This is a genomic window from Aulosira sp. FACHB-615 (assembly GCF_014698045.1).
Lineage (GTDB): Bacteria > Cyanobacteriota > Cyanobacteriia > Cyanobacteriales > Nostocaceae > Nostoc_B.
The window spans coordinates 465,769-492,312 of the sequence record NZ_JACJSE010000005.1; the positions used below are offsets into that span (position 1 = coordinate 465,769).

Genomic DNA, 26,544 nt, shown 5'->3' on the forward strand with positions numbered 1-26,544 from the left:
TATCGTTAATCGTTCCGAAAATCGTGGAGCAGAAATGCCCCACAATTCCTATCCTGCATTTAAACTGCTGCTGTTGGCTGTTTTACTGAGACTATTTTGTGATAGTAATCTTGCAGCTGGCGTGTGGCCGCTGCCCATCCCCATTTTTCTGCTTCTTTACGAGCATTTTGACGAATGATATCTCGTTCTTGCTGATTTTCCAAGAGGCGAATTGTAGCAGAAATCGCATCTTGAATGTCTGCTTTGGGGTTAAAAAGATATCCATTCACACCATCTGTAACAATATCAGGGATGCCACCAGAACGGGCAGCAACTACTGGACAACCAGCGGCCATTGCTTCTAATAAGACTAACCCCAGAGTTTCTGTGCGGGAAGGGAAAATAAAAGCATCAGCACTCGCAAAAGCAGAACCTAACTCACGTCCCATGAGATAGCCAACAAAATGGGTGTTGCTTCCAGCAAAGTGTTTTTCTAAGGCTTGGCGATGGGGGCCATCTCCCACTAAAGCCAATCGCGCTTGGGGAATTGCTTCTAAAATTGGTTTAATGCGTTCAATTTCTTTTTCGGCAGATAAGCGACCAACATACAATAATAAGGGACTTTCGGGATGGTTTTGGGAAAGATGCGATCGCATCTCTAAACTGGCTAAATTAGGATGAAATAATTCTGTATCTACGCCCCTCTGCCACAAGTCTACTCTTTCAATGCCATGTGATGACAATTCCTCCATCATGGCTGTCGAGGTACAAAGATTTAACAATGCTTGATTATGAGCGCCTTTGAGCAATTCCCACAACAAGCCTTCTAACATTCCTAAGCCGTAATGCTGGAGATATTGCGGTAAATGGGTATGGTAAGAAGCTACTAAGGGAATTTTCAAAACTTTGCTATAAAAAATGCCTGATAATCCTAAAACAGCAGGGTTTACAACATGAATAATATCAGGCTGGAATTCTTCTAAAGCATAACCAATGGCTGGGCGGGGTAGTGCCATTTTTAACTCTGGATACAGAGGCAAAGGAAAGCCACTAATGCCGTAAACTTTCGCTCCTTTATGTTCCGTGATTCCACCCTCTGGGGCAATCACTAAAACTTGATTTCCATCACGCTGTAGATGGTCAACTGTATGGCGTAGACGTGTAACTATGCCATCTACTTTCGGCAAAAAGGTTTCGGTGAATAGGGCTATTCTCATACAAAAATTCTTCAGTCCACGCAGGTAATCTCAACTGCTGTTGAATTTCAGGTTCTACAACAGAGTAAACTGTTTCTCGTAGCGGAATCAATTGTGTACGGTGAGAAATATATAGGACTTACCCATAAAAACGAAGAATCAAGGGTTTTGGCGAGGGTGTAGGGGTACAGGGGAGCCACTGGCGTGGGTGGGTTTCCCAACTTGAGCCAAGTGGCGTGTGTATGTATCTAAAAACCTTACGTCACACACCCTTATACCCAATACCCTAATTACATCAATGCTGATGTTCAAATACTCGATAATCTTGGTTTTGAAGTATCCACCGCATCTTCTCAGCCTTTGGTGATACTACCTGATGATCTGCTTGTGCTTCCTCTAAGCAAAACCGCAATTTTTCAGCTAACATCTGCACACCTGGTTCTCCCAACATACCTAAATGTGTACCAGGAACTTCATGAATTTCTACCCCTTGTTTAGCCATTGCACTCCAGCCTCTACAGGGTTTGAACTGACACCATCGCAAAACTTCTTTGGTGGTAAATAAAGTTACCTTGCCAGGGTAGGATTTGACTACATAATCTGCCATTGTTGCTTGTTTGATTGCTTCTATTAGTGCCATATTGTAAGGGTTGGCATCGTCAGTGAAAGAATGTTCGTTCCATAAGTCGAATTTGCTACTGTGTTTCCCTAATAACATGGATTTAAACCAATCCACTTTGGCGAGAACATAGTTTCTTCTATCTACAGATGGCAGTCGCAATAGGGTAAGCCAGTAGACATACAATGTCCGCAATAGCGAAGGATGACTGATATATAAGCTGGGGTTATATGTATCAAACATTGCCAATAAAGCCACGCGATCGCCTTGAGCAACTAACTGACGCGCCATTTCATAAGCAATTGTCCCCCCACTAGAGAAGCCGCCCAAAAGATAAGGGCCATGAGGTTGAACGGTGCGAATTTCTTTGATGTAGTGAGCGGCCATGTCTTCAACTCTGGTGTGGGGAGCTTGTTTGCCATCAAGTCCTTGTGCTTGTAAGCCATACACGGGTTGCTCTGTACCCAGATAACGTACTAGAGTTTGATAGCCAATCACATTACCACCAAGGGCGTGAATCAAGAATAAAGGACGTTTCGCACTACTACCAGGCTGAATTGTCACCAGAGAAGACCAAGAAGTTTTTGTGTTTGATTGGCTGAGAATGTTAGCTAATTGCTCTATGGTTGGTGATTGTAATAAGGTAGCGAGGGGGAGTTTTTGACCAAATGCCTTTTCAACTTGTGTAAATAATTTCACCGCCAGTAGGGAATTTCCCCCCAATTCAAAGAAATTATCTCTAATTCCAACTGATTGAATACCTAAAACCTCTGACCAAATTCGCGCTAACTCAATTTCTATGGTGTTTCTCGGCGCAATCAAGGCTTTTTCTAATTCTGGTCTTTGGTCGGGGATGGGCAGAGCGCGGCGATCTACCTTACCATTGGGAGTCAGAGGAATTTTGGCGATCGCGACAAAGGCAGATGGAATCATATACTCTGGTAGTTTCTCTCGCAGAAACCGCCTTAATTCATTCATATTAGGTTTAGATTCATCATTTACCACCACATAAGCCACTAACCGCTTATTTCCTGGCTCATCCTCTCTGGCTATAACTACAGTTTCTTCTACAGATTCGTGTTGTGTGAGTACACTCTCAATCTCTCCCAACTCGATACGGAAACCGCGAATCTTAACTTGATGGTCAATTCGTCCGAGGAATTCAATATTCCCATCGCTGAGATAACGGGCTAAATCCCCAGTTTTGTATAGTTTGGAATTGCCAAAGGGACTGGGAATAAATTTTTGGGCTGTAAGTTCCGGTTGATTTAAATAGCCAGAGGCTAAACATTCTCCACCAATATATAACTCTCCAGTCACACCAATAGGACAGGGATTGAGGTAATCATCGAGAATGTAATATTGAGCGTTTTGGATGGGTTTGCCATAGGGAATACTCTTCCAATGCGGCTCGACTTTGCCGATGGGATAATAATTAGACCAAATAGTTGCTTCCGTTGCACCACCCAAACTAATCACCTCAACCCCTGGAAAGGTGGTTTTCAGTAAATCTGGTAGGGTGACTGGTATCCAATCACCACTCATAAATACTAACCGCAGTTGGGGATGACAATTAGTTGCTTGAACCTTGGGGAAAAAGCCAGCCAGTTGTTGTAGTGCAGGCGGCGCAGAATCCCAAAAGGTAATCGGCTCATGACAGAGAATGTGTAGTAAAGCTTCTGGATCTCGGACATCATGGCTAGATACAACCCGAATCGAACCACCTGCGGCTAATAGTCCAAAAATGTCATAAACTGACAGGTCAAAACATAAGGATGTGATAAATAGAACTCTGTCGTTAGCATTAACATTGAAGGTTTTGTTCACCCACTCAATCAAGTTGATTACTGGTTGATGACGAACTACAACCCCTTTGGGTGTACCCGTAGAGCCAGAGGTAAAAATCACATAGGCGATATCATCAGAACTTGCAGATGTTGGTAAATTTTCTGTGGGCAGTAAATCTAGATAGGAACGATGCCAAATAGAGGGTGTAGGGGTATGAGGGTGTAGGGGTGTAGGGGAAAATTTACTATGTGCAGATTTATCTAAACAGATTAAATGTTGCAGTGCGCTCAGTTCTAACGCATGAATACTAGGTAACAAGCAAGTTTGGGTGACTAGACAGTTAATTTGCAGAGAAGACAGCAATAATTGAATGCGTGCTTTAGGGAAACTGGGTTCTAGTGGAACATACGCGCCGCCAGCTTTCAAAATCCCTAGGACAGCCGGAATCATTTCTAGCGATCGCTCTAAATATACACCCACTAACACCCCTGGTTTGACACCCAGTTGCTTGAGGTGATGGGCTAACTGATTAGCTCTCCAGTTTAACTCTTTGTAGGTGAGTTGTTCTTGTCCACAAACAACGGCTATAGCGTCTGGTGTCTGCTCTACCTGCGCCTCAAACAGTTGATGAATACAAAGTTGTTCTGCAAAATCTGTTTGTGTATTATTCCACTCCATCAACATTTGCTGTCTTTCATCTGTCGTCAAGAGTGGTAATTCTCCTAAACACTGCCAAGGATTAGTCGCCATACTGGACAATAAAGTTTGAAGATGTCCCAGCATTCGACGGATTTTGGCATCATCAAACTTGTTTTGGTCGTATTTGAGTTTCAATAACAGTTCTGACTCTGCATAGCCAACCAATGTCAGGGGAAAGTTAGTTTGTTCTTCTTGTTTTATCTCCAGGTTTTGCCATCTGTCACCTTGAGAACGCAAAACAGAATTCAATTCATAGTTTTCAAATACCAGAATGCTATCAAACAGAGGTGTACCGCCAGGAACATCACTCCATCTTTGAATATTGGTTAAGGGGGTGTGTTCGTAGTCTCGTAACGCTACCCACTGCGATCGCAATTCTTTTAGCCAAGTCAAAAGCGGTTTTTCTCCTGACACCTTGACTCGCACTGGTAAAGTATTGATGAGCAATCCTACCATCGAATCTGCCCCAGTTACAGAGGAATGACGACAGGCTCTTGTCGCCCCAAACACAACATCAGACTCGCCACTATAACGACTGAGCAATAAAGCCCAAGCACCTTGTACTAAAGTATTTAGCGTAATTTGATGTTGTTTTGCTAAAGACTGCAACATCACTGTAGTTTTTGCTGATAGTCGAATTGCTTGTTCGCCAAAACCCTTTTTCTCACCAGGGTTTGAGTCTACTAATAAAGGCGTGGGTGCGGTAAAACCTTTGAGCAAGTCCCGCCAAAAACTTTCTGATTTAGACCAATCCTGCTGCTGTAACCATGCAATGTGGTCTTGATAAGGACGAGGTTGGGGTAGTTGTAAGTCTTTACCCTGACAGAAAGCATCGTAAAAGGTGAAAACTTCTTTAATGATGATGGACAAAGAGCGACCATCTAACAAAACATGGTGAAAAGTCCAAACAAATTGATAGACAGATTCTCTCAACTGAAATAATGCCAGACGCATCAATGGGGCGGTATTTAACTGAAACCCAAGAGTGCGATCGCTTTGTAGATAAACTTGCAATTTAGTTGATTGTTCTGTATCAGACAAGCCACACCAATCTTGCTGTTCTAAGGAAATTTTTACCTGCTGCTGCACACATTGTAGAGGTTCTTGTCCGGTTTCCCAATCAAAACTAGTTCTCAAAACTGCGTGTCGTTCTACAACTTTCTGCCATGCTTTTTGAAATGCCAAAACATCAATTTTTTCATGTATTAAACAGATTATCTGCTCAATATCCACTCCTGAGTTTTGAGCAACTAGACTGTTGAATAGCATTCCTTGTTGTATAGATGAAAGCTGGTATGATTTGTTTACAGTTACTACTTTCATTTTGTTTATCTAACTAGTTTCTAGGGAACAAAGATTTTTAAAGTGTCATTCTCAAATTGAGAATCAGATGATTTAAATCCTCTGCTTTCTCTACCAATTAATGAATGATTACCATAAGATATCTAGATGCCTCCTAAATACAACAGACCCAATGTTTATGAGCTACAGCAACTGATTGAAAAAAGTAATTAGTAATGAGTCAGAAATTTACTTATTACTCACTGCTTATTACTCATTACTTAATACGCATGGTGTACCTCACTTACTTCAACAGTGCTGTCAATACCCTAAGCAAAGGCTGATAACTTATGCAAATCAGAAATTGGTAAATTCAATAACTTTCACTAGAATTTACTAAGTAGTATTTTCTGATCTGTCTAAAAATAATGAAGAATAATCAAAATCTTAAGAAGAAAATATAAAGATAAAATTAATCTTACGTAATTTTGAATAATAAGGTTGATATTTTTGACCGTTGATTGGTCGCCAATATGGTATTAATACGAAATACGGATACCATTGGCGAAATATTGCCTAACATAAAAACGCCGTATTCACGGCGTACACACAATTACTATTTACAAGGGTTTCAGACTTGATATACCCTTTAAATTGTCATTACGAGCGTAGCGATAGAGGAGCTTAGTAAGGGGCTTCCAATTAAAAAAATATACTATCATTGTGTAGGCAGGGGGCAGGGGAAAAAGAAAAATACCCTCGCTCGAAAATTGGATAATTTATTTTCTGCAAGCCCCTAATTACATAATTGTTATTGCAATTGCTACTGTTCGAGAAGGCTTTCACCTTTTCTAGACGATATAGGACTCATAATTTTTTGATTTGGAAAAAAATCAGTACAACCAGATCAGGCTTCTTTCCTACTCCCTACTCCCCATTCCCTACTCCCTGCCTATCATGCTTGCGCTGCGCTTCGCTGATAAACTACAACTGTCTGGTCGTCATACTGCGCTAGTATATGACGACCAGTTTGAGGCCAGCAAGAGATTTGATTGAGATAAGATTCTGTCACCAACCTCATACAGTTTTCACCTAATTTCTATGCCAAGAAACTTTCGGCAAAATTTGTTTTTTATCGACTCGTTGTTGATACTTAACTGCAAAGTTTAACAGTGAATCAAGTAACGAGTCTGAGAGGTAGTGAGGTTGTAAGCCGAGGTCAAGCAGTTTGGTATTTTTGGCGTTGAAATAATGTTCTTCTTTTTCAACTCTGGGGTTATCTATGTTGTTGATATCAACATTTAATCCCAAGGCGTTACCTGCTTTTTTGACCATTAATGCCAAGTCACCCACACTAAATAGTTCGGTAAATTGGTTGAATACGCGGAATTCTCCAGGTTCAGCAGGATTAGCGATCGCTAATTCCATACAGCGCACTGTATCCCGAATATCTAAGAATCCGCGAGTTTGCCCACCTTTACCATACACCGTTAAAGGATGACCAATGGCAGCTTGAATACAGAAGCGGTTTAATGCTGTCCCAAATACACCATCGTAATCTAGGCGATTAATCAACAGTTCGTCCATTCCGGTTTCTTCGGTTAAGACACCATAAACCACGCCTTGATTTAAGTCGGTGGCACGCAATCCCCAAATCCGACAAGCAAAGTGAATATTATGACTATCATGCACTTTGCTGAGGTGATACATTGACCCAGGTTGCTTGGGATACGGTAAGGTATCTTTGCGCCCATTATGTTCAATGGTGATATACCCTTCTTCAATATCGATGTTAGGTGTACCATATTCACCCATTGTTCCCAACTTGACTAAGTGGCAGTCGGGGAAGTCTTCGCGCATGGCATACAGCAAGTTGAGTGTGCCAACTACGTTATTGACTTGGGTGAGAACTGCGTGTTCGCGGTCAATCATGGAGAATGGCGCGGAACGCTGTTCGCCAAAATGCACGATCGCATTTGGTTCAAATTGATGTAAAGTTTTTTGCAGAAATTCGTAATTAGTGATATCGCCTACGAATAGGTCGATAGATTTGCCGGTCAAATCTTGCCAGCGCTGGATACGTTGCTGAATCGGTGCGATCGGAGTCAGAGTTGCGATCCCAAGTTCGTTATCCCAGTGCCGACGCACCAAACTATCTAAAATTCCAACTTCGTAACCTCGATTGGAGAGGTAAAGTGCGGTTGCCCAACCGCAATACCCATCGCCACCAATAACCAGGACTTTCATTTTCACCAGTTTTTACTCGCTGATAGCTAAATCTATCAGGTTTCTGTACCCCCTCAACCATCAAAAGTAGTGATTAGTGATGAGTTATTAGTCATTAGTCATTGGTCATCTGTCAAAAGACATAAGCTGAAAGCATTAAATTCCATACTTCACTCTTTTTATCCTTCTTCCCCTATTCCCGACTCCCGACTCCCGACTCCCTATAAATGCGATATTGCTGGGCTATGTAATAAAACAACGGGTAATAGTTGGAAAACTCTTGGCTGGGGCTTTTTCCCTGCCAGTAATAGGTAACTTTACCTTGAGTTAAGGTCAATTTCATCGAACCTTCTTGCTGACCAACTTCTACTAACAAAACCCCAGATACTCCTTGTGTAGTCTGAAAGTTAGGCGGGATGGCATTTTTGGGTTCTGGTGAGAGATTGCTTGCCCAGCCTCTAATTTCCACATTTTGACTGCGTGGTGAAACTAAGACAACACCATCATCGTTGTCGGGAGTTGCTAACACAGTCCAATTGCGGGGATAGGGAAATTCAAAGTCATAACGGGAATTTTTATAAGTCTGCCATTGAGTGTCAGCAACCCTAAAAGGTTGGCTGCATCCTGATAACAGCAACGATAAAGCGATCGCATTCGCCACAGCTTGCCAATTTGTATAAAAACTTTTATATTTACTACCAGTTTTCACTGAAAAAATAAACATAATAATATATTTTCTTCCATATCACTGAGTTTATACAAGTCTTGCAATTATTTAGTTTTATCGAGATTATTCCAGCTTTTATCTAATATTTGACTGCTATTTAAGCTAATTTTAGCTTTGTTCTAAATATAACTTAGCTTACCTTAACAGGCATAAAACAATGTAAATAAATGTAACGAAATTGCCGTCAAAACGTTTTACCAGCTTGACAAGCAATCAAGGAGCCGATAACGTGATATACATACCCGGGTAAGACCGCCAAAGAGTTATATGCAAACGCAAACTAAGCAAAAGGTTACTTTTTATATATCGCCAGAACTGCACAAAAGGTTGAAGATCCGTTCAGCAATTGATTCTGAGCCAATGTCGGAGCTTGCCGAACGCGCCCTCTACTTCTACTTGGCGAATTCAGAATTAGTAGAAGAATTAGAAGCTTCTGCTTACGGGAGAACTCACAGAGTTTATTCCTGTCCGACTTGCGAAAGTTCACTTGCGTTACGTGATGGGGAATTAGTTGCTTTAGGTCATCAGCCTGGATTGATTGGTCAAGAGCCTATATCCATTGATGAAATCGAAGAAGTGCCAACCCATCCCAAGAGTGAAGAAGAGTTAGTCCCTTGCTAGATAAGAATTATGAGTAATTGATTCATAATTCAGTCATCGTTACAATTCTGTTCTTTACAGTATTAGGTCTCAAGTAGGTCGATTGTATGAAAGAAGAGCTCAACATCTTAATTCAAGCTCAATACCCTCTAATCTACCTTGTGACCTCCGAGGAAGAGCGAGCAGAGCAATCAATTTCCACAATCGCTCAAGTGTTAAAGCCCCAACGCCGAGTTTATGTATGGACAGTAACTCATGGCATAGTGGAATATGGTCAACCCCGGAATGTAAGCCAACACAACACAGTTTCCCCAGAGGCGGCAATTGATTGGATAATTCGGCAAAAAGAGCCTGGTATATTTATTCTTAAAGATTTACACCCATTTATTGATGCACCTGCAACAACACGATCGTTGCGAGATGCGATCGCTAGTTTTAAAGGGCAACAAAAAAATATTATTTTAATGTCGCCGATGCACCAAGTCCCCATAGAATTGGAGAAGGAAGTAGTAGTATTAGACTTCCAGCTTCCAGATATGGCGGAGTTGAATAAAGTTTTAACTTCCCATTTAGATCATCATCGTGGGCGACGGTTGACAACAGAAGCACGCGAAAAACTGCTCAGAGCCGCTTTAGGTTTAACCAAAGATGAATCTGAGAAAGTATATCGCAAAGCCCAAGTCACCACCGGACGACTAACCGAAGAAGAAGTTGATATAGTTTTATCAGAGAAAAAGCAACTAATCCGGCGCAATGGCATCTTAGAATATATCGAAGAAGATGAAACCATTGATGGTGTAGGTGGCTTAGAAGAATTAAAGAAATGGCTGAAGCAACGCTCGAATGCTTTTACCGAAAGAGCAAGAGAGTATGGTTTACCCCAACCCAAAGGAATGCTAATTTTAGGTGTACCTGGTTGCGGTAAGTCATTGATAGCCAAAACAACATCCCGGCTTTGGGGTTTACCGTTGTTACGCTTGGATATGGGGCGTGTGTATGACGGCTCAATGGTGGGACGAAGTGAGGCAAATCTGCGTAACGCCCTCAAAACAGCAGAATCTATCTCTCCAGCGATTCTGTTTATTGACGAGTTAGACAAATCCTTTGCTGGTAGTGCTGGTTCTGGTGACTCTGATGGTGGCACATCAAGCAGGATATTTGGGTCTTTCCTCACATGGATGCAAGAGAAAAAATCTCCAGTGTTTGTCATGGCTACAGCCAACCGAGTCGAACGCTTACCTGGAGAATTCTTGAGGAAAGGTCGATTTGATGAGATTTTCTTTGTGGATCTGCCTACACCAGAAGAACGGCGTGATATCTTCAATATTCACCTAAGCAAGCGCCGTCGTGAAGACATCTCCCGCTTTGATTTAGAGCAACTAGCCAAGATGTCGGATGGCTTTTCTGGGGCAGAAATTGAACAAGCGATTATTGCGGCAATGTATGAAGCCTTTGCCCAAGACCGTGAGTTCACCCAACTAGATATTATTGCGGCACTGAAAGCAACCTTGCCACTGTCTCGCACGATGCAAGAACAGGTAACAGCCCTCAGAGACTGGGCTAGACAGCGAGCAAGACCAGCCGCATCCTCCGTTGCTGAATATCAGCGAATGGAGTTCTAAAAGCTTTCCCTGCTAACCCAGGGGAAAGGCTAGTTGAATAAACTAGCAGTTGAGAGAAAAAGCCGCGTCTTGTTCAGTGCGGCTTGCCGATGATAAACCGTTGTTCTTTTCTCAATCTTCTCATTGGAGGAAACCCAAATGTCTCACTTTAGCACTCTTCGCACCAAAATCACCGATGCAGAAATCCTCAAAGCTTCTTTACGCGACTTGGGTATTACCGTAAAGACAGAAGCTGATGTACGCGGTTATAACGGTCAGCGTGTACGTTCCGACATCGTTGCTGTTTTGGAAGGCGAATATGATCTAGGTTGGTCTCGCAATAGCGATGGTTCCTTCGACCTCATCGCTGACCTGTGGGGCGTTGCTAAAAAGCACAACCAAACCGAGTTAATCAACTCTATTAATCAAAAATATGCAGTCAACAAAACTTTGGCTGAAGTAAAACAGCGCGGTTTGCAAAACGCTAACGTTAAGTTGGTATTGCAATAGTAATTTCTCTGCGCGTTCCCAAAGCTGCACGGGTTAACCATATAGCGGTTAGCCCGCTTTTTTTTGGCTTATTTCGGGACTGAGAATCAACTCAGCCCTGTTTTTTTATGGATGATAATTTTATGCAGACTAAATCATCCGAGTTTAAATCTAAATTAAGTGATTTAAAAGAAGCAGTTCAGCATCATGTGGAAGAAGAAGAAATTGAAATTTTTGAGGCTATACGTGGATGTATTAGTGAAGAGGAATTAATTGAATTAGGGCAAGAATTTCAAGAAGCTAAAGTGAAATTAGAAGCCGATATTAAAGCAGAGATGGCGCAGTGAAGGCAGGGAATGAGATTTTTGTTATTGCAGCTAGTCTAATGTAATCTATTAACACCTACACATACCTGGTATAGGCATGTGTAGGTGTTAGAGGGGTGCAGGTAATTTGAAATCACCTAAGCTTAACAACTCACTGACAAAGGGAGAACGTTCGCAGTTAGTAAATCCCAATTTCAAATAGCTACCTTTAAATTCGTCAAATCCTGCTCTACCGTTAAGAATAATATAAGGATTGAAAAATATTTTAGAATTCCCCCCATACACAACATAATCGTAACCAAAGCAATTAGATTCTTCACATCCATAAGGAATAAAGCGACTTATCAGAAGATAAATTCTGTCCTTTTTATAGGCTACTAATTCCGAAAGATGAGGATAACCTGATATTTCATAATCTTTGTAATACCCAGATGCTATTAAGAAAATAGGACGCTGTTCTTCAATCGCTCTAGTAACTAGAGGTAATCTACTTGAGTTAATGGTCAGTTCATCCCCATCTCCCGCTTCAAAATGTGTACAATAGCCGGCCTCTTTAGCTTTATGAATTTGAATGTAAGTTGGGCCATGTACTGTTGTAAATTTTGGTTGATTCGGTACAGGTGTGTCGTTAATAGGTGGTTTGTAGTAATCAATAGCATCCTTCTCCAACTTTCTGAGAGTCTTGCTTAAGTCTGAGATTGTAGCTAAAAAATTCTCTGTTAATATACGGTAGCGTATCACAGCATTTTCAATACCCTCAAACTGCCCTTGGCGATGATGGTTGATATGACGGCTTTTTAAATTACGTGAAAGACCGACATACATCACTGGAACAGCACTATTACCTATATAATAAATACCAGGTTTTGCTGGTAGTTCTTTCCGTTGGATGTAAGGTAAGAGTGGCATCTCTTTATAGTTGAGCTTTAACTTCATAATTATCTATTTTCCCTGAGTGATCGTAAAATTTGACCACTAGGTTAGTTTGCCCAAAATGTATGCTCTTAACTCTCAGGTTTTGAAATTTAGTTGCTATCAAACTTGGCTCAAATCTAAAAATAGTCAAGATAATCAGGGTTGCTGTGATTTATTAAATGAGGCGTTGCATAAATGCGGGATGAAATTATAAAATTCCACTTTTAAAACTCTTGCTCTTTGCGCCTTTGCGCGGCAGTCGCGTCAAGTCGGGAAACCCGCCCAATGCGCCGCCTTGCCTTTGTGTGAGATAAAAATCATCCTCGTAATCAGCAACGCTTTAAATGACTATCCTGAAAATATGTCCTATCAATCTTTTTGCTGAGAAAATTTGTAACTACCCCACAAGGATAAAGCGATCGCCACTACTAATAAAATCGGTATACTGTACCAAGGAAACTCGGATAAAGGTGAGTAAACAACTGCCCGTAAACCAGTGCTGGCGTAAGTTAAAGGTAATAGGTAAACTACACATTTCAATGCGACTGGTAAGGTGCTGGGGTCAAAAAAGGTTGCACCGAGGAAAGACATCGGCACAATTACGAAGTTGTTATATAGTCCCACAGATTCGAGCGATCGCACGCTTAACCCAACAATTACCCCCAACCCTGCAAATACAGCACAATTCAACACTAGCAACAACAAAAATAACGGATTTAGAAAATTCCAATTTCCGGTAAACAGTAGTGCTACTAAAATTACCGAACCCGATGTCATCAAACCCCGCAAAATTCCCGCCAGCATTTTACCAATATGCAAAGCTAAAGGATTTATGGGAACCAGTAACATCTCTTCAAAGGTTTTGCTAAATAGCCTTTCGCCGCAAATGGAAAATGTCGTACCACCAAAACTAATCGTCATTGATGATAAAGCTACCATCCCCGGCAGAATAAATTCTAAATAATTATCATAATTCCCCGTCACACTTGAGCCTGGCCTAATTGAGCTACCCAATCCTAAACCAAAAGCCAAAATATATATTAGTGGTGAGATTAAACCAGTTGCGGCAACTTGAGTGATTCTGGCTCGCAATTTTAACCACTCTCCCCAAAAAATTGTCAGACTATCCGCCACTAGAAGTTGAAATTGTGTAGTTTTAACTTGTTTTCCCCAGAGAAATACTTTTTGAGTTGTCACTTGCTTGCAGTCACTGATCAAAGTTTTTGTAATAATACTTTACACTTTTCAGTGATGCAATTAATACTTAGCATCAAAAATGCTTATTTTACAATTTATACCAATTTAAGAAAAAAATGCTACAGATAGAAATTAGGAAAGTCTTACTGGAGCTAGATTTCTTAATTCCGTTAGCGCAGCGTTAGCGAGCCTGCGATAGCGAAGCGTTAGCGAGGAACGAGCGTCGCGTCATTGCGAATTGGTATAACTTGAGGTAATTAACTAGGCAAATTTCGTAACCAAAAGCGCACTGGCATTTTATCAGCCGGATGAATTAACAGATTTTGCTGTAATTCTTCTACAGAAGAACGACCGTTGACTAATTCCCAATCGAAGTAGCGGAGTAACAATGCTAACATCATCGTTCCTTCCAGCATTGATAGATGCTCACCCAAGCAACGATGCAGCCCTGAACCAAAATTTATCATAGGTAGAGAACTAGTTTCTTTACTGGTGTCTAACCAACGTTCTGGCAGAAATTCTTCTGGATGAGGATAAAATTCTGGATCTCTGCCAGCAGCTAATATTGACCAAGATATTTTAGTACCGCGCGGAATTACTTGACCTTCAATGACGGTATCCCGATGAGCTTCTAATGATGTTGAGCCAGAGGCGATAGTATAAAGACGCAAAGTTTCTTTGAGAATGGCGCGAATATAAGTTAATTCTTTGAAGGTTTCTAAATTAACACCACCAAATTTTTGCCAAACTTGATCAACTAAGTCTCGTGCTTGCTGAAACACCTGGGGATTTAAACTTAACTCAGCGACTGCAAAAGATAAAGTATGGGCTGTTGTATCTGTTCCAGCTATTAAAAATTCTACCGATTCTGCTATTAATGTTTCACGATTATATTTCGGTTCTTTGGCGGCGATTTTGACTAACATTGATTCCCGAAACAAAGGACTGACATTTAGTAAATCTGTTTGGTTTGCTTCTCGCATCTGCAAAGCTAAGTCTACACGGGGAGTGAGAAATTCCTCTAAATATCGTCTTGCGTTCCAATAATCACGGGAATTTTGAGTTGGCAAATATTTCATCCAGATTTTCTCGCCTGTTGCTTGTCTCACGAAGCGATAGCCGACCACAGACATCGCGTCGTATACTTTGGCAACGTCGAGGGGTAGTCCTTCTTGACTCGTACTGTTTCTATCTACAGGAATGCCCAGTACTAGACAAGAAATCACTCTCATTGTGAGTTCGACAAATAAAGGATCTACTTGGATTTCTTTTGGTGGTGCGGCTTCTTTAATTGTTGTAATTACTTGTTCACAAGCTTGGCTGATAATTTCTACATATTTCGAGAGATTACTAGAACTGAATTCTGGGTTCCAAGCTTTGCGTCGCCATTGCCACTCAGCCCCAGTTTCACCAATCATAATGGGGCTTGTAATATCATTCCAAGCTTGGCGCGATCGCGTCGACCTAATTAAGCTACCATCTTTCATCCCATTGATAATGATATCTTCAATAACTTTCGGTTTACTTAATATAACAACAGGGTTACTACCATTCCACACCACATACATAGGGCCTAGCTGTTGACTCCAAACAAAAAATTGCCAAAATAATTTCTTTTGTTTGACTGCTGCTAATACTTGGGGAATATTTGCTAACAACCAATGTTTAGGCGGTGAAGGAAGTGATTCTAGGGGTTTATATGTGTTTTTTTGTTTCCATCTGCGCCACCCCATTGTTCCCAACACACTAGTAAAACCCAGTGCTGTAGCGAGATAGGGAAAAGTTTCAGAATAAGCAGTCTGGGCAATAATATCTAGAAACATGAGTCCGCCTTTGTCTACCAAAAAATTCACTTTAGCCACCTTCCTCAGATTTTAAAATTCCTTCTTTTAGTTTAGGGGTTCAGCATTAGGTGTTCATGGTGAGGACTTACGTACCAGAATTGTGGAGATGAGGTGTGGGAGGTGTGGAAGGAGTGGGAGGATGGTGAAGAAATCTTTCCCCCCACACTCCCCACCCATGCGTAAGAAATCCGGGTGTAAAGGTTTTGAATACATACATCCTTACACCCTACTCTAAAACCTGAGTTTTTCGTTTTTTTGCGTAATACCAAATTAAAAAATGATTGCGACAAATGGATGGCTCAAAAGCTTACCAATCAACCCTTACCCAATCCAAAATCTAAAATCTAAAATCCAAAATGGTATAAGTTCTAGCAGACTTATACAGGTTGTAATTTTTCCTGCACAAGAGTTGCCCACTAGCCTAAACTGTAATTTATGGCATCTACTATTCAAGCTTTACCAACCGAAGTCGTATATCTCATTACAGCTGGTGAGGTGATAGACTCCTTGGCATCTGCTGTGAGGGAATTGGTGGAAAATTCTCTAGATGCAGGTGCAACGAGGATTGTGGTTTATTTATGGCCGCAACAATGGCGCATCCGTGTGGCTGACAATGGCTGTGGGATGAACCTGGAAGATTTGCAACAAGCTGCCACAGCCCATAGTACGAGTAAAATTCGCTCTAGCGATGATTTATGGAAAATTCACAGCTTGGGATTTCGGGGTGAAGCGTTGCACAGCTTGACGACTTTGGCAGAGTTAGAAATTTTGAGTCGTCCTGCTGATGGTAATTTGGGGTGGCGAGTTGTTTATGGTGATGATGGCAAAGCACAAACAGTAGAAGCAACAGCGATCGCACCTGGTACAGTAGTTACAGTCTCTCATCTTTTTGGTAATTGCCCATCTCGCCGCCAAGGTTTACCTAGTGCAGCACAGCAAATCAAAGCTGTGCAAGCCACAATTCATCAAATCGCTTTGTGTCATCCGCAAGTAACATGGCAACTATGGCACAATGACCGCATCTGGTTTACCATTTCTCCCGCCACTACCACCGGACAACTACTGCCGCAAATTCTACCCCAAGTCCGCCAAGGTGATTTACAAGAACTAAAACTCGAAATTCCTCCCAACTCCTCACTCCCCACTCCCCACTCCCAACTCTCCCTAGTAGTCGGACTACCCGACAGGTGTCATCGCCACCGCCCAGACTGGGTAAGAATCGCTGTTAATGGCAGAATGGTGAAATCGCCGGAACTTGAGCAGACAATTTTATCAGCGTTTCATCGGACTTTACCACGCGATCGCTATCCTATTTGTTTATTACATCTAGAAATTTCTCCCGACCAAATTAACTGGAATCGCAACCCAGCCAAAACGGAAATCTATCTAAATGAATTAAACTATTGGCAAGAGCAAATCACCCAAGCAATTGACCAAGCACTCCGCATTGATGATGCGAACTTTAAAGAAGCTGTCCAAACAACCAGAGTCAGCAAATTAATTAAAGCCGCAGAAGAAAAAGGCGGTTATCAATTTCATCCCAGCAAAACCGAAAACACTCAGCACTCACGCTTCGACTCCGCTCAGTGTACAGCCCTCGGCACTCAGCACTTAAAAGCAGTAGCCCAGGTAAGCAACACTTACATTGTGGCTGAACATCCTGGTGGAATGTGGCTAGTAGAACAACATATTGCCCACGAGCGAGTTTTGTATGAACAAATTTGTGATAATTGGCAACTTGTTCCTGTGGAACCCCCAATTATTCTTTATCAATTGTCACCCGCGCAAGTTTCACAACTGCAACGCATTGGTTTAGATATAGAAACCTTTGGCGAACAACTTTGGGCAGTTCGGAATATACCCGCCCTTTTGCAACAACGAGAAGACTGTGCAGCAGCCATTTTAGAACTGAGTTGGGGCGGAGACTTACAAGCGGCTCAAGTTGCAGTTGCTTGTCGTACCGCCATTCGTAACGGTACACCACTGAGTCTACCAGAAATGCAAACATTGTTAGACCAATGGCAACGCACCCGTAACCCCCGCACCTGTCCCCACGGTAGACCTATCTATTTATCCCTAGAAGAATCAGCCTTAGCCCGATTTTTCCGCAGACATTGGGTAATTGGGAAAAGCCACGGAATTTAAGAATTAGGGGTGTGAGGGTTTTAGATTTTTATCGGCCGAAAGTGATCAAAGTGAGCTAATATGTCATTTGCTTGATTTTTAAGTGATTTAAGTATTATTTATAACAAAAAGCTTTATGGCGATCGCTCATTCATATTCATAATTTAAGTACAAATTGGTATTTTTAATCAGATTTTAAAAAACATGATATTCCTCGTCAATTTGCGGCTGACATACTGCGAATAATTACGATATATTACCTATTTTTTTATGACAATTTCCCAGTTAATTTGAACTGGATATGAGTTCTTAAATAATAGTTTACTGAAAAATTTATATAAGTAGCGTTATTCTCTACTTATTTGTGGGAACTCTGGAAATAGCTGAATTTTACGGTTTGCACAGACTTAAATGTGCATTGATTTATCCAACTGTTATCGAGGCAATAATATTTTGATTTAAGTTTTTTCTGCCTTTACTTTACGAATGAAGTAAATACATTTTTAATTAATTGGGAGGATGAAATGTTAAAGGTGATTCTTGGTCATAGTGATGACCCCGATACTCAAGAGGCGACGCAAGAGGTAATAGATAGATGTGTGAGTCAATTACGTAATTTACCGGAACTGCCAATTAAGGCTGGTATTATATTTGCAGCGATAGACTTTGACCATGCACTGATTCTCAAAGAAATTCGGCAAGTATTTCCAGATATTGACTTGATTGGTTGTACTACAGATGGTGAAATCTCTTCAATATTAGGGTTTCAGCAAGATTCCTTAACGCTGATGCTGTTCTGTTCTGACACTGTAGATATTCATGCAGGGGTAGGGTACAAAGCCAAAGAAAATCCCTTGGCGGCGGCGCAGCAAGCTGTACAACAGGCTACGCAGAAATGTGGAACCCCAGCAAAATTATGTGTCACCTTACCTGCGAGTTATTTAGCAGATGGTTCCACTACCAATGGCGAGTTAATTTTGGCAAGTTTGAAATCAGCTTTAGGTTCTGAGGTGCCAATTTTAGGCGGTGCAGCAGGAGATCAATTTAGGTTTAAAACGGCTTATCAATTTTTTGGGAATGAAGTTTTTACCGATGCACTGCCAATTCTGATTTTTTCTGGAGATATCTTGTTTTCTTATGGAACTGGCTGCGGTTGGACACCCATTGGACGCAAGAGTATTGTGACAAAATCTCACGGAACGGTGGTTGAGGAAATTGATGGAGTCTCAGCACTGACATTTTATCAGCGATATTTGGGCGATCGCCAACCAACAGCAGAAAATCCTTTAGCAGTATACGAAGGAAATAGCGATCGCTACTATATGCGAGTTCCCAATACTTGCACATCAACTAGTAGCATTAATTTTTTAGGCAGTGTACCAGAAAAAGCCACAGTTCAGATGACCGACTTTAACCGCGATGATGTTCTTCACGCTGTCAAAACATCACTGCAAACAGCCTTAGAAAATTATCCTGGTACAGAACCAGATGCTATATTACTATTTTCTTGTTGCTGTCGGCGTTGGTTATTAGGCACAAGAGCCAAAGAAGAGTATCAAATTATCAAAACAGAACTTGGTAAAGAAATTCCGATTTGTGGGTTCTATACTTATGGTGAATTTGCTCCCATACAACCACAAGGTTCTACATATTATCATCAAGAGACATTTGTGACTTTGCTATTAGGCACAAAATAAAGGGTTATGCAAGATATAGATTACGATGGCAGACTCAAAGAATTAGAAAAAACTGTGCGTGTTTTGCAACGAAAATTAGATCGTTCTGAAGCAGACCGCCAACAATTAGAAAATGCTAGTGAAGTTAGAGAAGCTGTTCTCAAAAATATGATTCGAGAATTGGAAGCATCACAAATTGCTTTAGAAAATCGCGGTCAAGAATTAGAAACTATTTTGGGGAATCTCAAAGCTTTACAAATCAAACTAGTAGAATCTGAAAAAATGTCGGCTATAGGAGTTTTGGTAGCGGGAATTGCCCACGAAATTAATAATCCCGTGAGTTTTATTTACGGCAACTTAAATTATGCTCATAAATACTTTCAAGATGTCCTAGATTTATTGGAAATTTACCAAAAACATTATCCCAACCCCGCAATTGATATCCAGCAAAAAATCAAAGCCATTGAACTTGAGTTTATCCAAGAAGATGCACACAAGCTATTTCAATCAATGATGTGTGGTGCAGAGCGTATTTGCGAAATCGTCAAATCACTACGGACATTTTCTCGCCTGGATGAAGCCGAGTTTAAAACTGTTAATATTCATGATGGGATTGATAGTACTTTAGTAATTTTAAATAATCGGTTTAAGGCATCATCTAATAAGTTAAGCGACATTCAAATTATCCGTAATTATGAAAAGTTACCATTAGTTGAATGTTATGCAGGGCAACTTAATCAAGTATTCATGAATATCTTAGCTAATGCGACCGATGCTTTAGAAGAAGCAGTCATAAAAAAAAGATGCACTCAAGAGAATTTCCATCCCACAATTGAGATTGAAACTAAAGTTATCAATCATGATTGGGTAGAAATTAGTATTGCTGATAATGGGTTAGGAATTGCCGAGCCGGTGCAAACAAAATTATTCGATCCCTTTTTTACCACCAAAGATATTGGTAAAGGTACAGGCTTGGGTTTATCTATTAGCTATAAAATTATTGTAGAATTGCATCGAGGACAATTGGAATGTTATTCAACACCAGGAACAGGTGCAAAATTTATTATTCAAATTCCAATTCGACAATCTCAAAATTCAGCCTTAAATAACTGAATGTTTCAATTCTGGACTCGAATAAGTGTCACACCACTAATGGCTGCATATACTGGTGAATAGGCTGCAAAAAAAACTGGAACACCAAAAATTCCACCTGCACCTCTTACCCACAAAATGATAATTACCGCAGCGATAAAAAATACCAAAATATTCATAACTATCCACAATACTGCTTGTGGAGGTTTAAATCTGAGTGCTAAAGCTTGGAGGATTCCTATTACCAAAGCTGCTATGAGTACGCCAGTAACAGAACTAGCGATCGCTCCTCTATTATCCCAAAGAGTAGTTTCTAAAAATGTCCCATCAGGTTGACCAACTGGCCCGGCAACATGAGTATACGTCAAAATAGACATAGTGAAGGCAATTCCAGCCCAGCCAAAAGCACTGGCAAATATCCACCACAGCCTCTGGGTAAACCATCTCTGCAAAACAAACCATTGAGATATACCAATTATTACACCAGCCACCACTGCCGCCGCGATCGCACTACCATATAGTAGATAACCAATAGCTCCTTGACCTTGCGCTCCCGGTAAAGGCAAGAAAGCTAACAATATACCCACTACAGGAATAGCTATAAATCCTACGCCAGTGCCAACAACTCCACCAACAATAAAGCCGATTACTGTTAACAGCATCCAGCGTCCCCAGACTCCTACACTCAAAGAATTTTGGTCACTCATGGTTTAACTCCAGTTTTTAATTACAAGCCATTGCCAATTACTATAAAAACTGACCCATGATAAGCGAGATTTGAGCTAAAGCAAGTGTTTTCTGATATCTGCTGGTATGAGTATCAATTTCAGACAGCGATAGTCATAGTGATTATTTTACTGTGATTGAATTCTGGACTCGAATAAGTGTCACACCACTAACGGCTGCATAAATGGGTGAATAAGCTACAAGAAAAACTGGAAGACTATAAATGCCAGCTAAATTCTGTACCGCAAAAATTATAATTATCGCAGCGATTAAAAACACCACAATATTCATAACTATCCACAATGCTGCTTGTGGAGGTGTAAATCTGAGTGCTAAAGATTGGAGAATTCCCATTACCAACGCCGCGATGATTAAGCCAGTAACAGAACTAGCGATCGCTCCTCTATCATCCCAAAGAGAAAGACTTTGACTAACTCTCCACCAGCTAGTAGACATCACAAAAGCAATAGTGAAGGCAATTCCAGTCCAGCCAAAAGCACTGGCAAGTATCCACCAAAGACAATTAGTAAACCATCTCTGCAAAACAAACCATTGAAATATCCCAATCACTACACCAGCCACCACCGCCGCCGCAACCATACCACCATACGCTACATACGGTAAAGCTGAGGAAGGTAACAACACACTCACTATACTAATAGCTAACAATCCTACGCCAGTGCCAAAAAATCCACCAAGAGTAACGCCGATTACTGTTAACAGCATCCAGCGTCCCCACACTCCTACACTCAAAGAATTTTGGTCACTCACGAGGTTTAACTCCAATTTTTAGAGGACTTACGCAGTAAGACGAAATATCAAGGGTTAAAGGGTGTAGGGGTGTGATGCAGTCTCCATAAGTTTGCCAAAAACTCTACGCAATTTTACTGAATATTTTAACAGTCTAAAAGCGAGGAATAGAGAGCTTATATCCTAAAAAATCCTAAAGATATTCTGTGAAAATACAGTCGCATTCAGGAAGATTGAAAAAAGAGAGAATAGCAGTAGTCAGAAATAATCAAAACGCGGGATTTTATCTTCACCCCACATTAACAATAGACGCAAAAAGTGGATTACATTTAGGAATAAGTACAGTAAAATGATGGACTAGAGAACCAGACTACTTTGATAAGAACCAAAGAGAATACCAAAAATTAGAGATAGAAGAGAAAAAGTCATATAAAGGGATTGAGTTGGTAGAGAAAACAAAATATGCGTTTACTCTGTCTAATTTGAAAAGGATAACTGCTGAAAATCACAGCTAAAAACTTTTCATATTAAACCCTTACACCCAGTCCCAATAAATAGACAAACTTTGTATACAAACCCTAATAAAACTCAACAGGTGAAGCAAGATGACTAACAATCAAAATCAACCCCAGGATTATGATGCTGTATTAGGAGGACAATCACCACCGCCTATAGATGGGGTTGTGCTGGGAGGAATTGAGGGAATTAAGCGTTGTTTATCAAATCCTGTGGTGAATGTGCGAATAGCAGCACTTAGCGAAGCCTTGAAATATGGTGACGCTGGGTTAGATGTTTTAATTCAAAGTTTGCAAGATGAATCAAGATTAGTAGAACGTTTTGCTTATCGACTATTAAAGCCAAGAACAGAATCGCAAGTTAAACAAGCTTTGCAAACATATAAACCTTGGAACTTGGAAGAAAGATTGACTCGGTATCTAGGATGTCATACAACTCAATTTGCTAATCGGCAAGTGGTAGAATTCAATGCGAATAGAGGTATTGTTGAACCTGTTCATCAAGCTTATGCCCTACGATGTTCCTATGATGACAATGAAGAGAATTTCCCAGACAAAATTAGTAAACTTGCTCAATCATCCAACGCCGAAAAATTGCCAGCTTTAGTCTTAGGTTTATGGATAGATGCTTATGAGAATGATGCAAGTGGAACTATTCAAACTTTAGTTAATTTCAAAGAATATTTATCAAACCTCAAGGCTATTTTGATAGGTGATATTCTAGGTGAAGAATGTGAAATTTCCTGGATTCGACAAAGTGATGTAAGCCCTATTTTACGGGCTTATCCTCAACTCGAAATTTTACAAGTTCGTGGCGGTGACGGTTTACAATTTAGACCAACAATAAAACATAATCACCTCAAAGCATTGATTGTAGAAACTGGGGGATTAAGTCGGGATACCGTCGCACAGATTTGTAATTTAAATCTGCCAGCATTAGAACATTTAGAATTATGGTTTGGCTGTGAAGATTATGGCGGAACCTGTTGGGTTGAAGATATACACCCAATTATTTTTGCAGATAAGTTTCCTAAATTAACTTATTTAGGATTATGTAATAGTCAATTTAGCGATGAAATAGCTAGTGCGATTGTAACTTCCCCAATTCTTAACTCTATCAGCGTCCTTGACCTTTCACTAGGAACTTTGAGTGATGCAGGTGCGGAAGAGTTACTGAATTGTGAGGCGATTAATTATCTAGATATTCTCAATGTGTCAGAAAACTTTTTATCTGAGAAAATGATTGAGAAATTATCAAGTTTGGATGTGCGTGTCATAGCAAATGATCAGAAAGAAGAAGAGGATGATAGCTATATTCACAGCCGCTATTGTTCTGTTGCTGAGTAGCTTATAGGTAAAGTTCTCTTTATAAGTTTAGCGATCGCTATTACTCAGTTTGGGAATAATCAAATTCAAAATTACCATTTGTCAAGATATAAAACTAATGAACAATAATCCAAATCAACCCAGAGAGTATGACGCAGTGCTTGGTGGAGAAGCACCACCTCCTGTTAGTGGTGTGGTTTTAGGAGGAATTGAAGGAGTTAAAAATCGGTTAGGAAGTTCCGTTGTGGAGGTGCAAGTTGCAGCACTTTCTGAAGCTTTGAATTATGGGGATGAGGGTTTAGATTTAGTAATTGAAGCGTTACAAAACTCTGTAAATGAGGCAAAGCATTTTGCAGCACGGTTATTGAAACAAAAGGGAGGGGAGAAAGGGAAACAGGCTTTGTTACATTATGATCCTTACCTTGCTTTTACCACTATGACCAACTGGTTAGTTCAAGATTTTAATTCAGATGTAGGTATTTTAAATACTGAAATTACAGCTTATTCTTTAAATTTACAGTTAGATTGGCAGGCGTTGTATGCGAAGGTTAGAGCAATAGTAAAATCCGCATCTGGATTGTCTTTTTATGAAGAACAATTGCGTTTCAGGACAGAAACACATCGTCTTGACAGAGAAGACACAATCAAAAAACTTCAAATATTTCTAAATACTCCCCAGAGTCATCAAATTCAAGCTTTACACTGTTACTATCCTAGTCACTGTTTTCTAGATGTTTTTGTTGAAGCCAAGAGCCAACTTAGCAACCTTAAAGCATTATTTTGGGGAGACCCTAGAGATGACTCTTATAAAGATATCTCCAAGCATAAATTAACTAGGAATATGAGCCTTATTCTAGAAGCTTATCCCAACTTGGAGGTTCTTCAAATACGTGGTAGAGCTAACGGAGATAGCTACGATCCTTTTTTAGGTTCGTGCTTGTCATTTACTCCAACGGAACATCTTCATCTTAAAACGCTGATTATTGAAACTAAGGTTTTACCAGAATCAACACTTAATGAGATTGTTAATCTTAGGTTACCAAATCTGGAATATCTAGAACTGTGGATAGGAAGGGCGGGATTTGATGCAGTTAACTTAATCCCAAAAATTTCTGAAAAGTTTCCGAAACTTAAATATTTAGGTATACGCAGTTGTGAAGATGCTGATGAAGTAGCCAAAGCATTAGTGAGTTCTCCTTTAATAGAACGTCTGATAATTCTCGACCTTTCTATGGGAGAGATGACAAATCAAGGAGTGGAATATTTTTTAAATTGTCCCGCAGTCAACCAACTACACACTCTTAATCTTTCTATGAACTACATTTCAAATACCCAAGTCTTAGACCAACTTTTATGCCAGGTAATTGCACAACCTCAAGATGGTGAATATGGGCATCGCTACTCAGCCATTCACGAATAAAAAATATATCAGAAAATGCTTAACTTTGTCCTAATCGCTAACCCTGAAAATCGCCGTGTCGATTTCCTCCAACAAGCACTAACTCATTTCAACTTACCACCAGCCACGGTAGTAGATTACGCAGACTTAATTTCCGGTAAACAAAACCTCGCACAATTCAACACACCCAACACCATTATCCGCTTCGATTCTCCAGAAAAAAACTTTGATATTGATAAAGCCATCATCGCCGCAGGTTTCAATGTATCAGATAACGGAGAACATCAACGCATCAGTCCCGGCGAAGCTATGGAATTAGAATTCGACAAAGGACGCATCCTCTACTCACGACAGTGGTATTTAGGCTGGCGATATCTCCTGCAAAAATGGGAATCTCAACTTACTCCCCTCCAGGGTGACTTTATGAACCATCCCCAAGACATCGCAGTCATGTTTGATAAACCAGCCTGTCACGAAAGATTCAGTCGTCACAATATCCCCGTTCCTCATTCTCTTGGAAAAATTCACAATTACGAACACTTGCGCGAACAAATGCAAACCCAAGGAATAGAACGAGTATTCGTCAAACTTTCCCACGGTTCCGCCGCTTCTGGAGTCGTTGCTTATCGTGTAAATTCCCGTTTGGAATCAGCTATTACCACTGTCGAAAGAGTGCGAGAAAATGGGGAAACTCTACTTTATAACTCCCGGAAAATTAGTCACTATACCCACCATGAAGAAATCGCCGATATCATCAATATCTTAACAGCAGAAGGCGTACAAGTTGAAGAATGGCTACCCAAAGCACATTTACAAGGATGCGGTTTTGATGTGCGCGTGGTGGTGATTAATGGTGAAGCACAACATATAGTTGTTCGCCTGGGTAAAAGTCCCATGACAAATTTACATTTAGGAAATGAACGGGGAGATACAGAGGAATTTTTAGCAAAAATTGATGCGGAAAACTGGGAGATGATGAAGCGAACTTGCGAACAAGCAGCAGCGTTATTTCCTAATAGTTTATATTGCGGAGTTGATTTACTAATTTTACCAGATTGGAAAACTCACGCGATTTTAGAGATTAATGCTTTTGGTGACTTATTACCGGGGATTTTGTGGAATGGGATGGATACTTATACGAGTGAAGTTAAAGCGATTTTGGGAAGGGACAAGGTAGACAAGGAAGACAAGGTAGACAAGGTAGACAAGGTGGACAAGGTGGACAAGGTAGACAAGGGGGATTATTCGCCGATAATCCATTGATTTGGATTGTTGATCATTTTGACTAAGCCTTTAAGGACTTGATTGTAGGTTTTATATAATTCTCTACCTTGCTGAATATCCATGTAGGAACATTTAACAGCAAATTTAATCCATACTTGAGTTTCCGCCGCTTCCGCTTCACAATCACTAAGTTTCGCAATAAAAGCAGCTTTATATCTTCGTTTA

19 protein-coding genes and 1 pseudogene are annotated in these 26,544 nt (G+C 40.5%); 10 read left to right on the plus strand and 10 right to left on the minus strand.

What is annotated here, in order from left to right; all coding sequences use genetic code 11:
* Window positions 1–59 precede the first annotated feature (59 nt).
* The 4 genes from H6G77_RS11650 to H6G77_RS11665 all read right to left on the minus strand — a co-directional run bounded on the left by H6G77_RS11650 (window position 60) and on the right by H6G77_RS11665 (window position 8,512).
* Window positions 60–1,196: a glycosyltransferase family 1 protein gene (locus H6G77_RS11650; RefSeq protein ID WP_190588244.1), complete on the minus strand. Its 1,137-nt coding sequence runs from the start codon at window positions 1,194–1,196 to the stop codon at window positions 60–62.
* Window positions 1,197–1,470: 274 nt separating this feature from the next.
* Entirely contained in the window at window positions 1,471–5,604 is a 4,134-nt protein-coding gene (locus H6G77_RS11655; RefSeq protein WP_190871624.1) for an amino acid adenylation domain-containing protein, read from the minus strand.
* A gap of 1,050 nt (window positions 5,605–6,654) precedes the next feature.
* Window positions 6,655–7,809 (minus strand): NAD-dependent epimerase/dehydratase family protein, encoded by a 1,155-nt coding sequence (locus H6G77_RS11660; protein WP_062294327.1) that lies wholly within the window; start codon window positions 7,807–7,809, stop codon window positions 6,655–6,657.
* Window positions 7,810–7,981: 172 nt separating this feature from the next.
* On the minus strand, window positions 7,982–8,512 hold the full coding sequence (locus H6G77_RS11665; RefSeq protein WP_190588242.1) for a hypothetical protein: 531 nt from the start codon (window positions 8,510–8,512) through the stop codon (window positions 7,982–7,984).
* Between the two features lie 270 nt (window positions 8,513–8,782).
* Here H6G77_RS11665 and H6G77_RS11670 point away from each other — a divergent pair, with 270 nt between their 5' ends.
* The 4 genes from H6G77_RS11670 (at window position 8,783) to H6G77_RS11685 (ending at window position 11,552) form a co-directional block, all read left to right on the plus strand.
* Window positions 8,783–9,136, plus strand: coding sequence for a hypothetical protein (locus H6G77_RS11670; protein WP_190588241.1), 354 nt, complete (start codon window positions 8,783–8,785; stop codon window positions 9,134–9,136).
* A gap of 86 nt (window positions 9,137–9,222) precedes the next feature.
* Entirely contained in the window at window positions 9,223–10,737 is a 1,515-nt protein-coding gene (locus H6G77_RS11675) for an AAA family ATPase (RefSeq protein WP_190588240.1), read from the plus strand.
* Window positions 10,738–10,875: 138 nt separating this feature from the next.
* Window positions 10,876–11,226 (plus strand): DUF1257 domain-containing protein, encoded by a 351-nt coding sequence (locus H6G77_RS11680; RefSeq protein ID WP_015113818.1) that lies wholly within the window; start codon window positions 10,876–10,878, stop codon window positions 11,224–11,226.
* Window positions 11,227–11,348: 122 nt separating this feature from the next.
* Window positions 11,349–11,552, plus strand: a complete 204-nt coding sequence (locus tag H6G77_RS11685) for a hypothetical protein (RefSeq protein WP_206758053.1) — start codon at window positions 11,349–11,351, stop codon at window positions 11,550–11,552.
* 87 nt (window positions 11,553–11,639) lie between these two features.
* Here H6G77_RS11685 and H6G77_RS11690 read toward each other — a convergent pair whose 3' ends face one another.
* The 3 genes from H6G77_RS11690 to H6G77_RS11700 form a co-directional block, all read right to left on the minus strand.
* Window positions 11,640–12,467, minus strand: coding sequence for a GIY-YIG nuclease family protein (locus tag H6G77_RS11690; protein WP_190871626.1), 828 nt, complete (start codon window positions 12,465–12,467; stop codon window positions 11,640–11,642).
* A gap of 348 nt (window positions 12,468–12,815) precedes the next feature.
* Window positions 12,816–13,643, minus strand: coding sequence for an ABC transporter permease (locus H6G77_RS11695; protein ID WP_190588239.1), 828 nt, complete (start codon window positions 13,641–13,643; stop codon window positions 12,816–12,818).
* A 257-nt stretch (window positions 13,644–13,900) separates the two neighbouring features.
* Window positions 13,901–15,505: a cytochrome P450 gene (locus tag H6G77_RS11700; protein ID WP_313954493.1), complete on the minus strand. Its 1,605-nt coding sequence runs from the start codon at window positions 15,503–15,505 to the stop codon at window positions 13,901–13,903.
* Window positions 15,506–15,922: 417 nt separating this feature from the next.
* On the opposite strand from H6G77_RS11700, the gene mutL reads away from it, so the two are divergent.
* The 3 genes from mutL (at window position 15,923) to H6G77_RS11715 (ending at window position 20,400) form a co-directional block, all read left to right on the plus strand.
* Complete coding sequence (gene mutL / locus H6G77_RS11705) at window positions 15,923–17,632, plus strand: DNA mismatch repair endonuclease MutL (RefSeq protein WP_190871627.1); 1,710 nt, start codon at window positions 15,923–15,925, stop codon at window positions 17,630–17,632.
* A gap of 503 nt (window positions 17,633–18,135) precedes the next feature.
* Complete coding sequence (locus H6G77_RS11710) at window positions 18,136–19,308, plus strand: FIST signal transduction protein (RefSeq protein WP_190871628.1); 1,173 nt, start codon at window positions 18,136–18,138, stop codon at window positions 19,306–19,308.
* A gap of 6 nt (window positions 19,309–19,314) precedes the next feature.
* Window positions 19,315–20,400: a sensor histidine kinase gene (locus H6G77_RS11715; RefSeq protein ID WP_190871629.1), complete on the plus strand. Its 1,086-nt coding sequence runs from the start codon at window positions 19,315–19,317 to the stop codon at window positions 20,398–20,400.
* Between the two features lie 5 nt (window positions 20,401–20,405).
* On the opposite strand, the gene H6G77_RS11720 is transcribed toward H6G77_RS11715, so the two are convergent.
* Both H6G77_RS11720 and H6G77_RS11725 read right to left on the minus strand, forming a co-directional pair.
* A complete protein-coding gene (locus tag H6G77_RS11720; protein ID WP_190871630.1) occupies window positions 20,406–21,086 on the minus strand; it encodes a hypothetical protein in 681 nt (226 codons plus the stop codon).
* Between the two features lie 142 nt (window positions 21,087–21,228).
* Window positions 21,229–21,876 (minus strand): hypothetical protein, encoded by a 648-nt coding sequence (locus H6G77_RS11725; RefSeq protein WP_190871631.1) that lies wholly within the window; start codon window positions 21,874–21,876, stop codon window positions 21,229–21,231.
* Window positions 21,877–22,460: 584 nt separating this feature from the next.
* Here H6G77_RS11725 and H6G77_RS11730 point away from each other — a divergent pair.
* The 3 genes from H6G77_RS11730 to H6G77_RS11740 all read left to right on the plus strand — a co-directional run bounded on the left by H6G77_RS11730 (window position 22,461) and on the right by H6G77_RS11740 (window position 26,358).
* Window positions 22,461–23,717: an STM4015 family protein gene (locus H6G77_RS11730; RefSeq protein WP_190871632.1), complete on the plus strand. Its 1,257-nt coding sequence runs from the start codon at window positions 22,461–22,463 to the stop codon at window positions 23,715–23,717.
* Between the two features lie 97 nt (window positions 23,718–23,814).
* Window positions 23,815–25,116, plus strand: a complete 1,302-nt coding sequence (locus tag H6G77_RS11735; RefSeq protein ID WP_190871633.1) for a hypothetical protein — start codon at window positions 23,815–23,817, stop codon at window positions 25,114–25,116.
* A gap of 15 nt (window positions 25,117–25,131) precedes the next feature.
* A complete protein-coding gene (locus tag H6G77_RS11740; protein WP_190871634.1) occupies window positions 25,132–26,358 on the plus strand; it encodes an STM4014 family protein in 1,227 nt (408 codons plus the stop codon).
* Here H6G77_RS11740 and H6G77_RS11745 read toward each other — a convergent pair.
* Window positions 26,337–26,543 (minus strand): annotated as a pseudogene (locus H6G77_RS11745) (four helix bundle protein); the annotation flags it as partial. The gene H6G77_RS11740 and the pseudogene H6G77_RS11745 overlap by 22 nt on opposite strands.
* Window position 26,544 lies beyond the last annotated feature (1 nt).

Coding starts and splice junctions, on each gene's coding strand:
- H6G77_RS11730 (WP_190871632.1), top strand. CDS start 22,461: ATGACTAACAATCAAAATCAACCCCAGGATTATGATGCTGTATTAGGA.
- H6G77_RS11685 (WP_206758053.1), top strand. CDS start 11,349: ATGCAGACTAAATCATCCGAGTTTAAATCTAAATTAAGTGATTTAAAA.
- H6G77_RS11720 (WP_190871630.1), bottom strand. CDS start 21,086: ATGAGTGACCAAAATTCTTTGAGTGTAGGAGTCTGGGGACGCTGGATG.
- H6G77_RS11740 (WP_190871634.1), top strand. CDS start 25,132: ATGCTTAACTTTGTCCTAATCGCTAACCCTGAAAATCGCCGTGTCGAT.
- H6G77_RS11680 (WP_015113818.1), top strand. CDS start 10,876: ATGTCTCACTTTAGCACTCTTCGCACCAAAATCACCGATGCAGAAATC.
- H6G77_RS11665 (WP_190588242.1), bottom strand. CDS start 8,512: ATGTTTATTTTTTCAGTGAAAACTGGTAGTAAATATAAAAGTTTTTAT.
- H6G77_RS11710 (WP_190871628.1), top strand. CDS start 18,136: ATGTTAAAGGTGATTCTTGGTCATAGTGATGACCCCGATACTCAAGAG.
- H6G77_RS11655 (WP_190871624.1), bottom strand. CDS start 5,604: ATGAAAGTAGTAACTGTAAACAAATCATACCAGCTTTCATCTATACAA.
- H6G77_RS11675 (WP_190588240.1), top strand. CDS start 9,223: ATGAAAGAAGAGCTCAACATCTTAATTCAAGCTCAATACCCTCTAATC.
- mutL (WP_190871627.1), top strand. CDS start 15,923: ATGGCATCTACTATTCAAGCTTTACCAACCGAAGTCGTATATCTCATT.
- H6G77_RS11690 (WP_190871626.1), bottom strand. CDS start 12,467: ATGAAGTTAAAGCTCAACTATAAAGAGATGCCACTCTTACCTTACATC.
- H6G77_RS11650 (WP_190588244.1), bottom strand. CDS start 1,196: ATGAGAATAGCCCTATTCACCGAAACCTTTTTGCCGAAAGTAGATGGC.
- H6G77_RS11735 (WP_190871633.1), top strand. CDS start 23,815: ATGAACAATAATCCAAATCAACCCAGAGAGTATGACGCAGTGCTTGGT.
- H6G77_RS11660 (WP_062294327.1), bottom strand. CDS start 7,809: ATGAAAGTCCTGGTTATTGGTGGCGATGGGTATTGCGGTTGGGCAACC.
- H6G77_RS11715 (WP_190871629.1), top strand. CDS start 19,315: ATGCAAGATATAGATTACGATGGCAGACTCAAAGAATTAGAAAAAACT.
- H6G77_RS11670 (WP_190588241.1), top strand. CDS start 8,783: ATGCAAACGCAAACTAAGCAAAAGGTTACTTTTTATATATCGCCAGAA.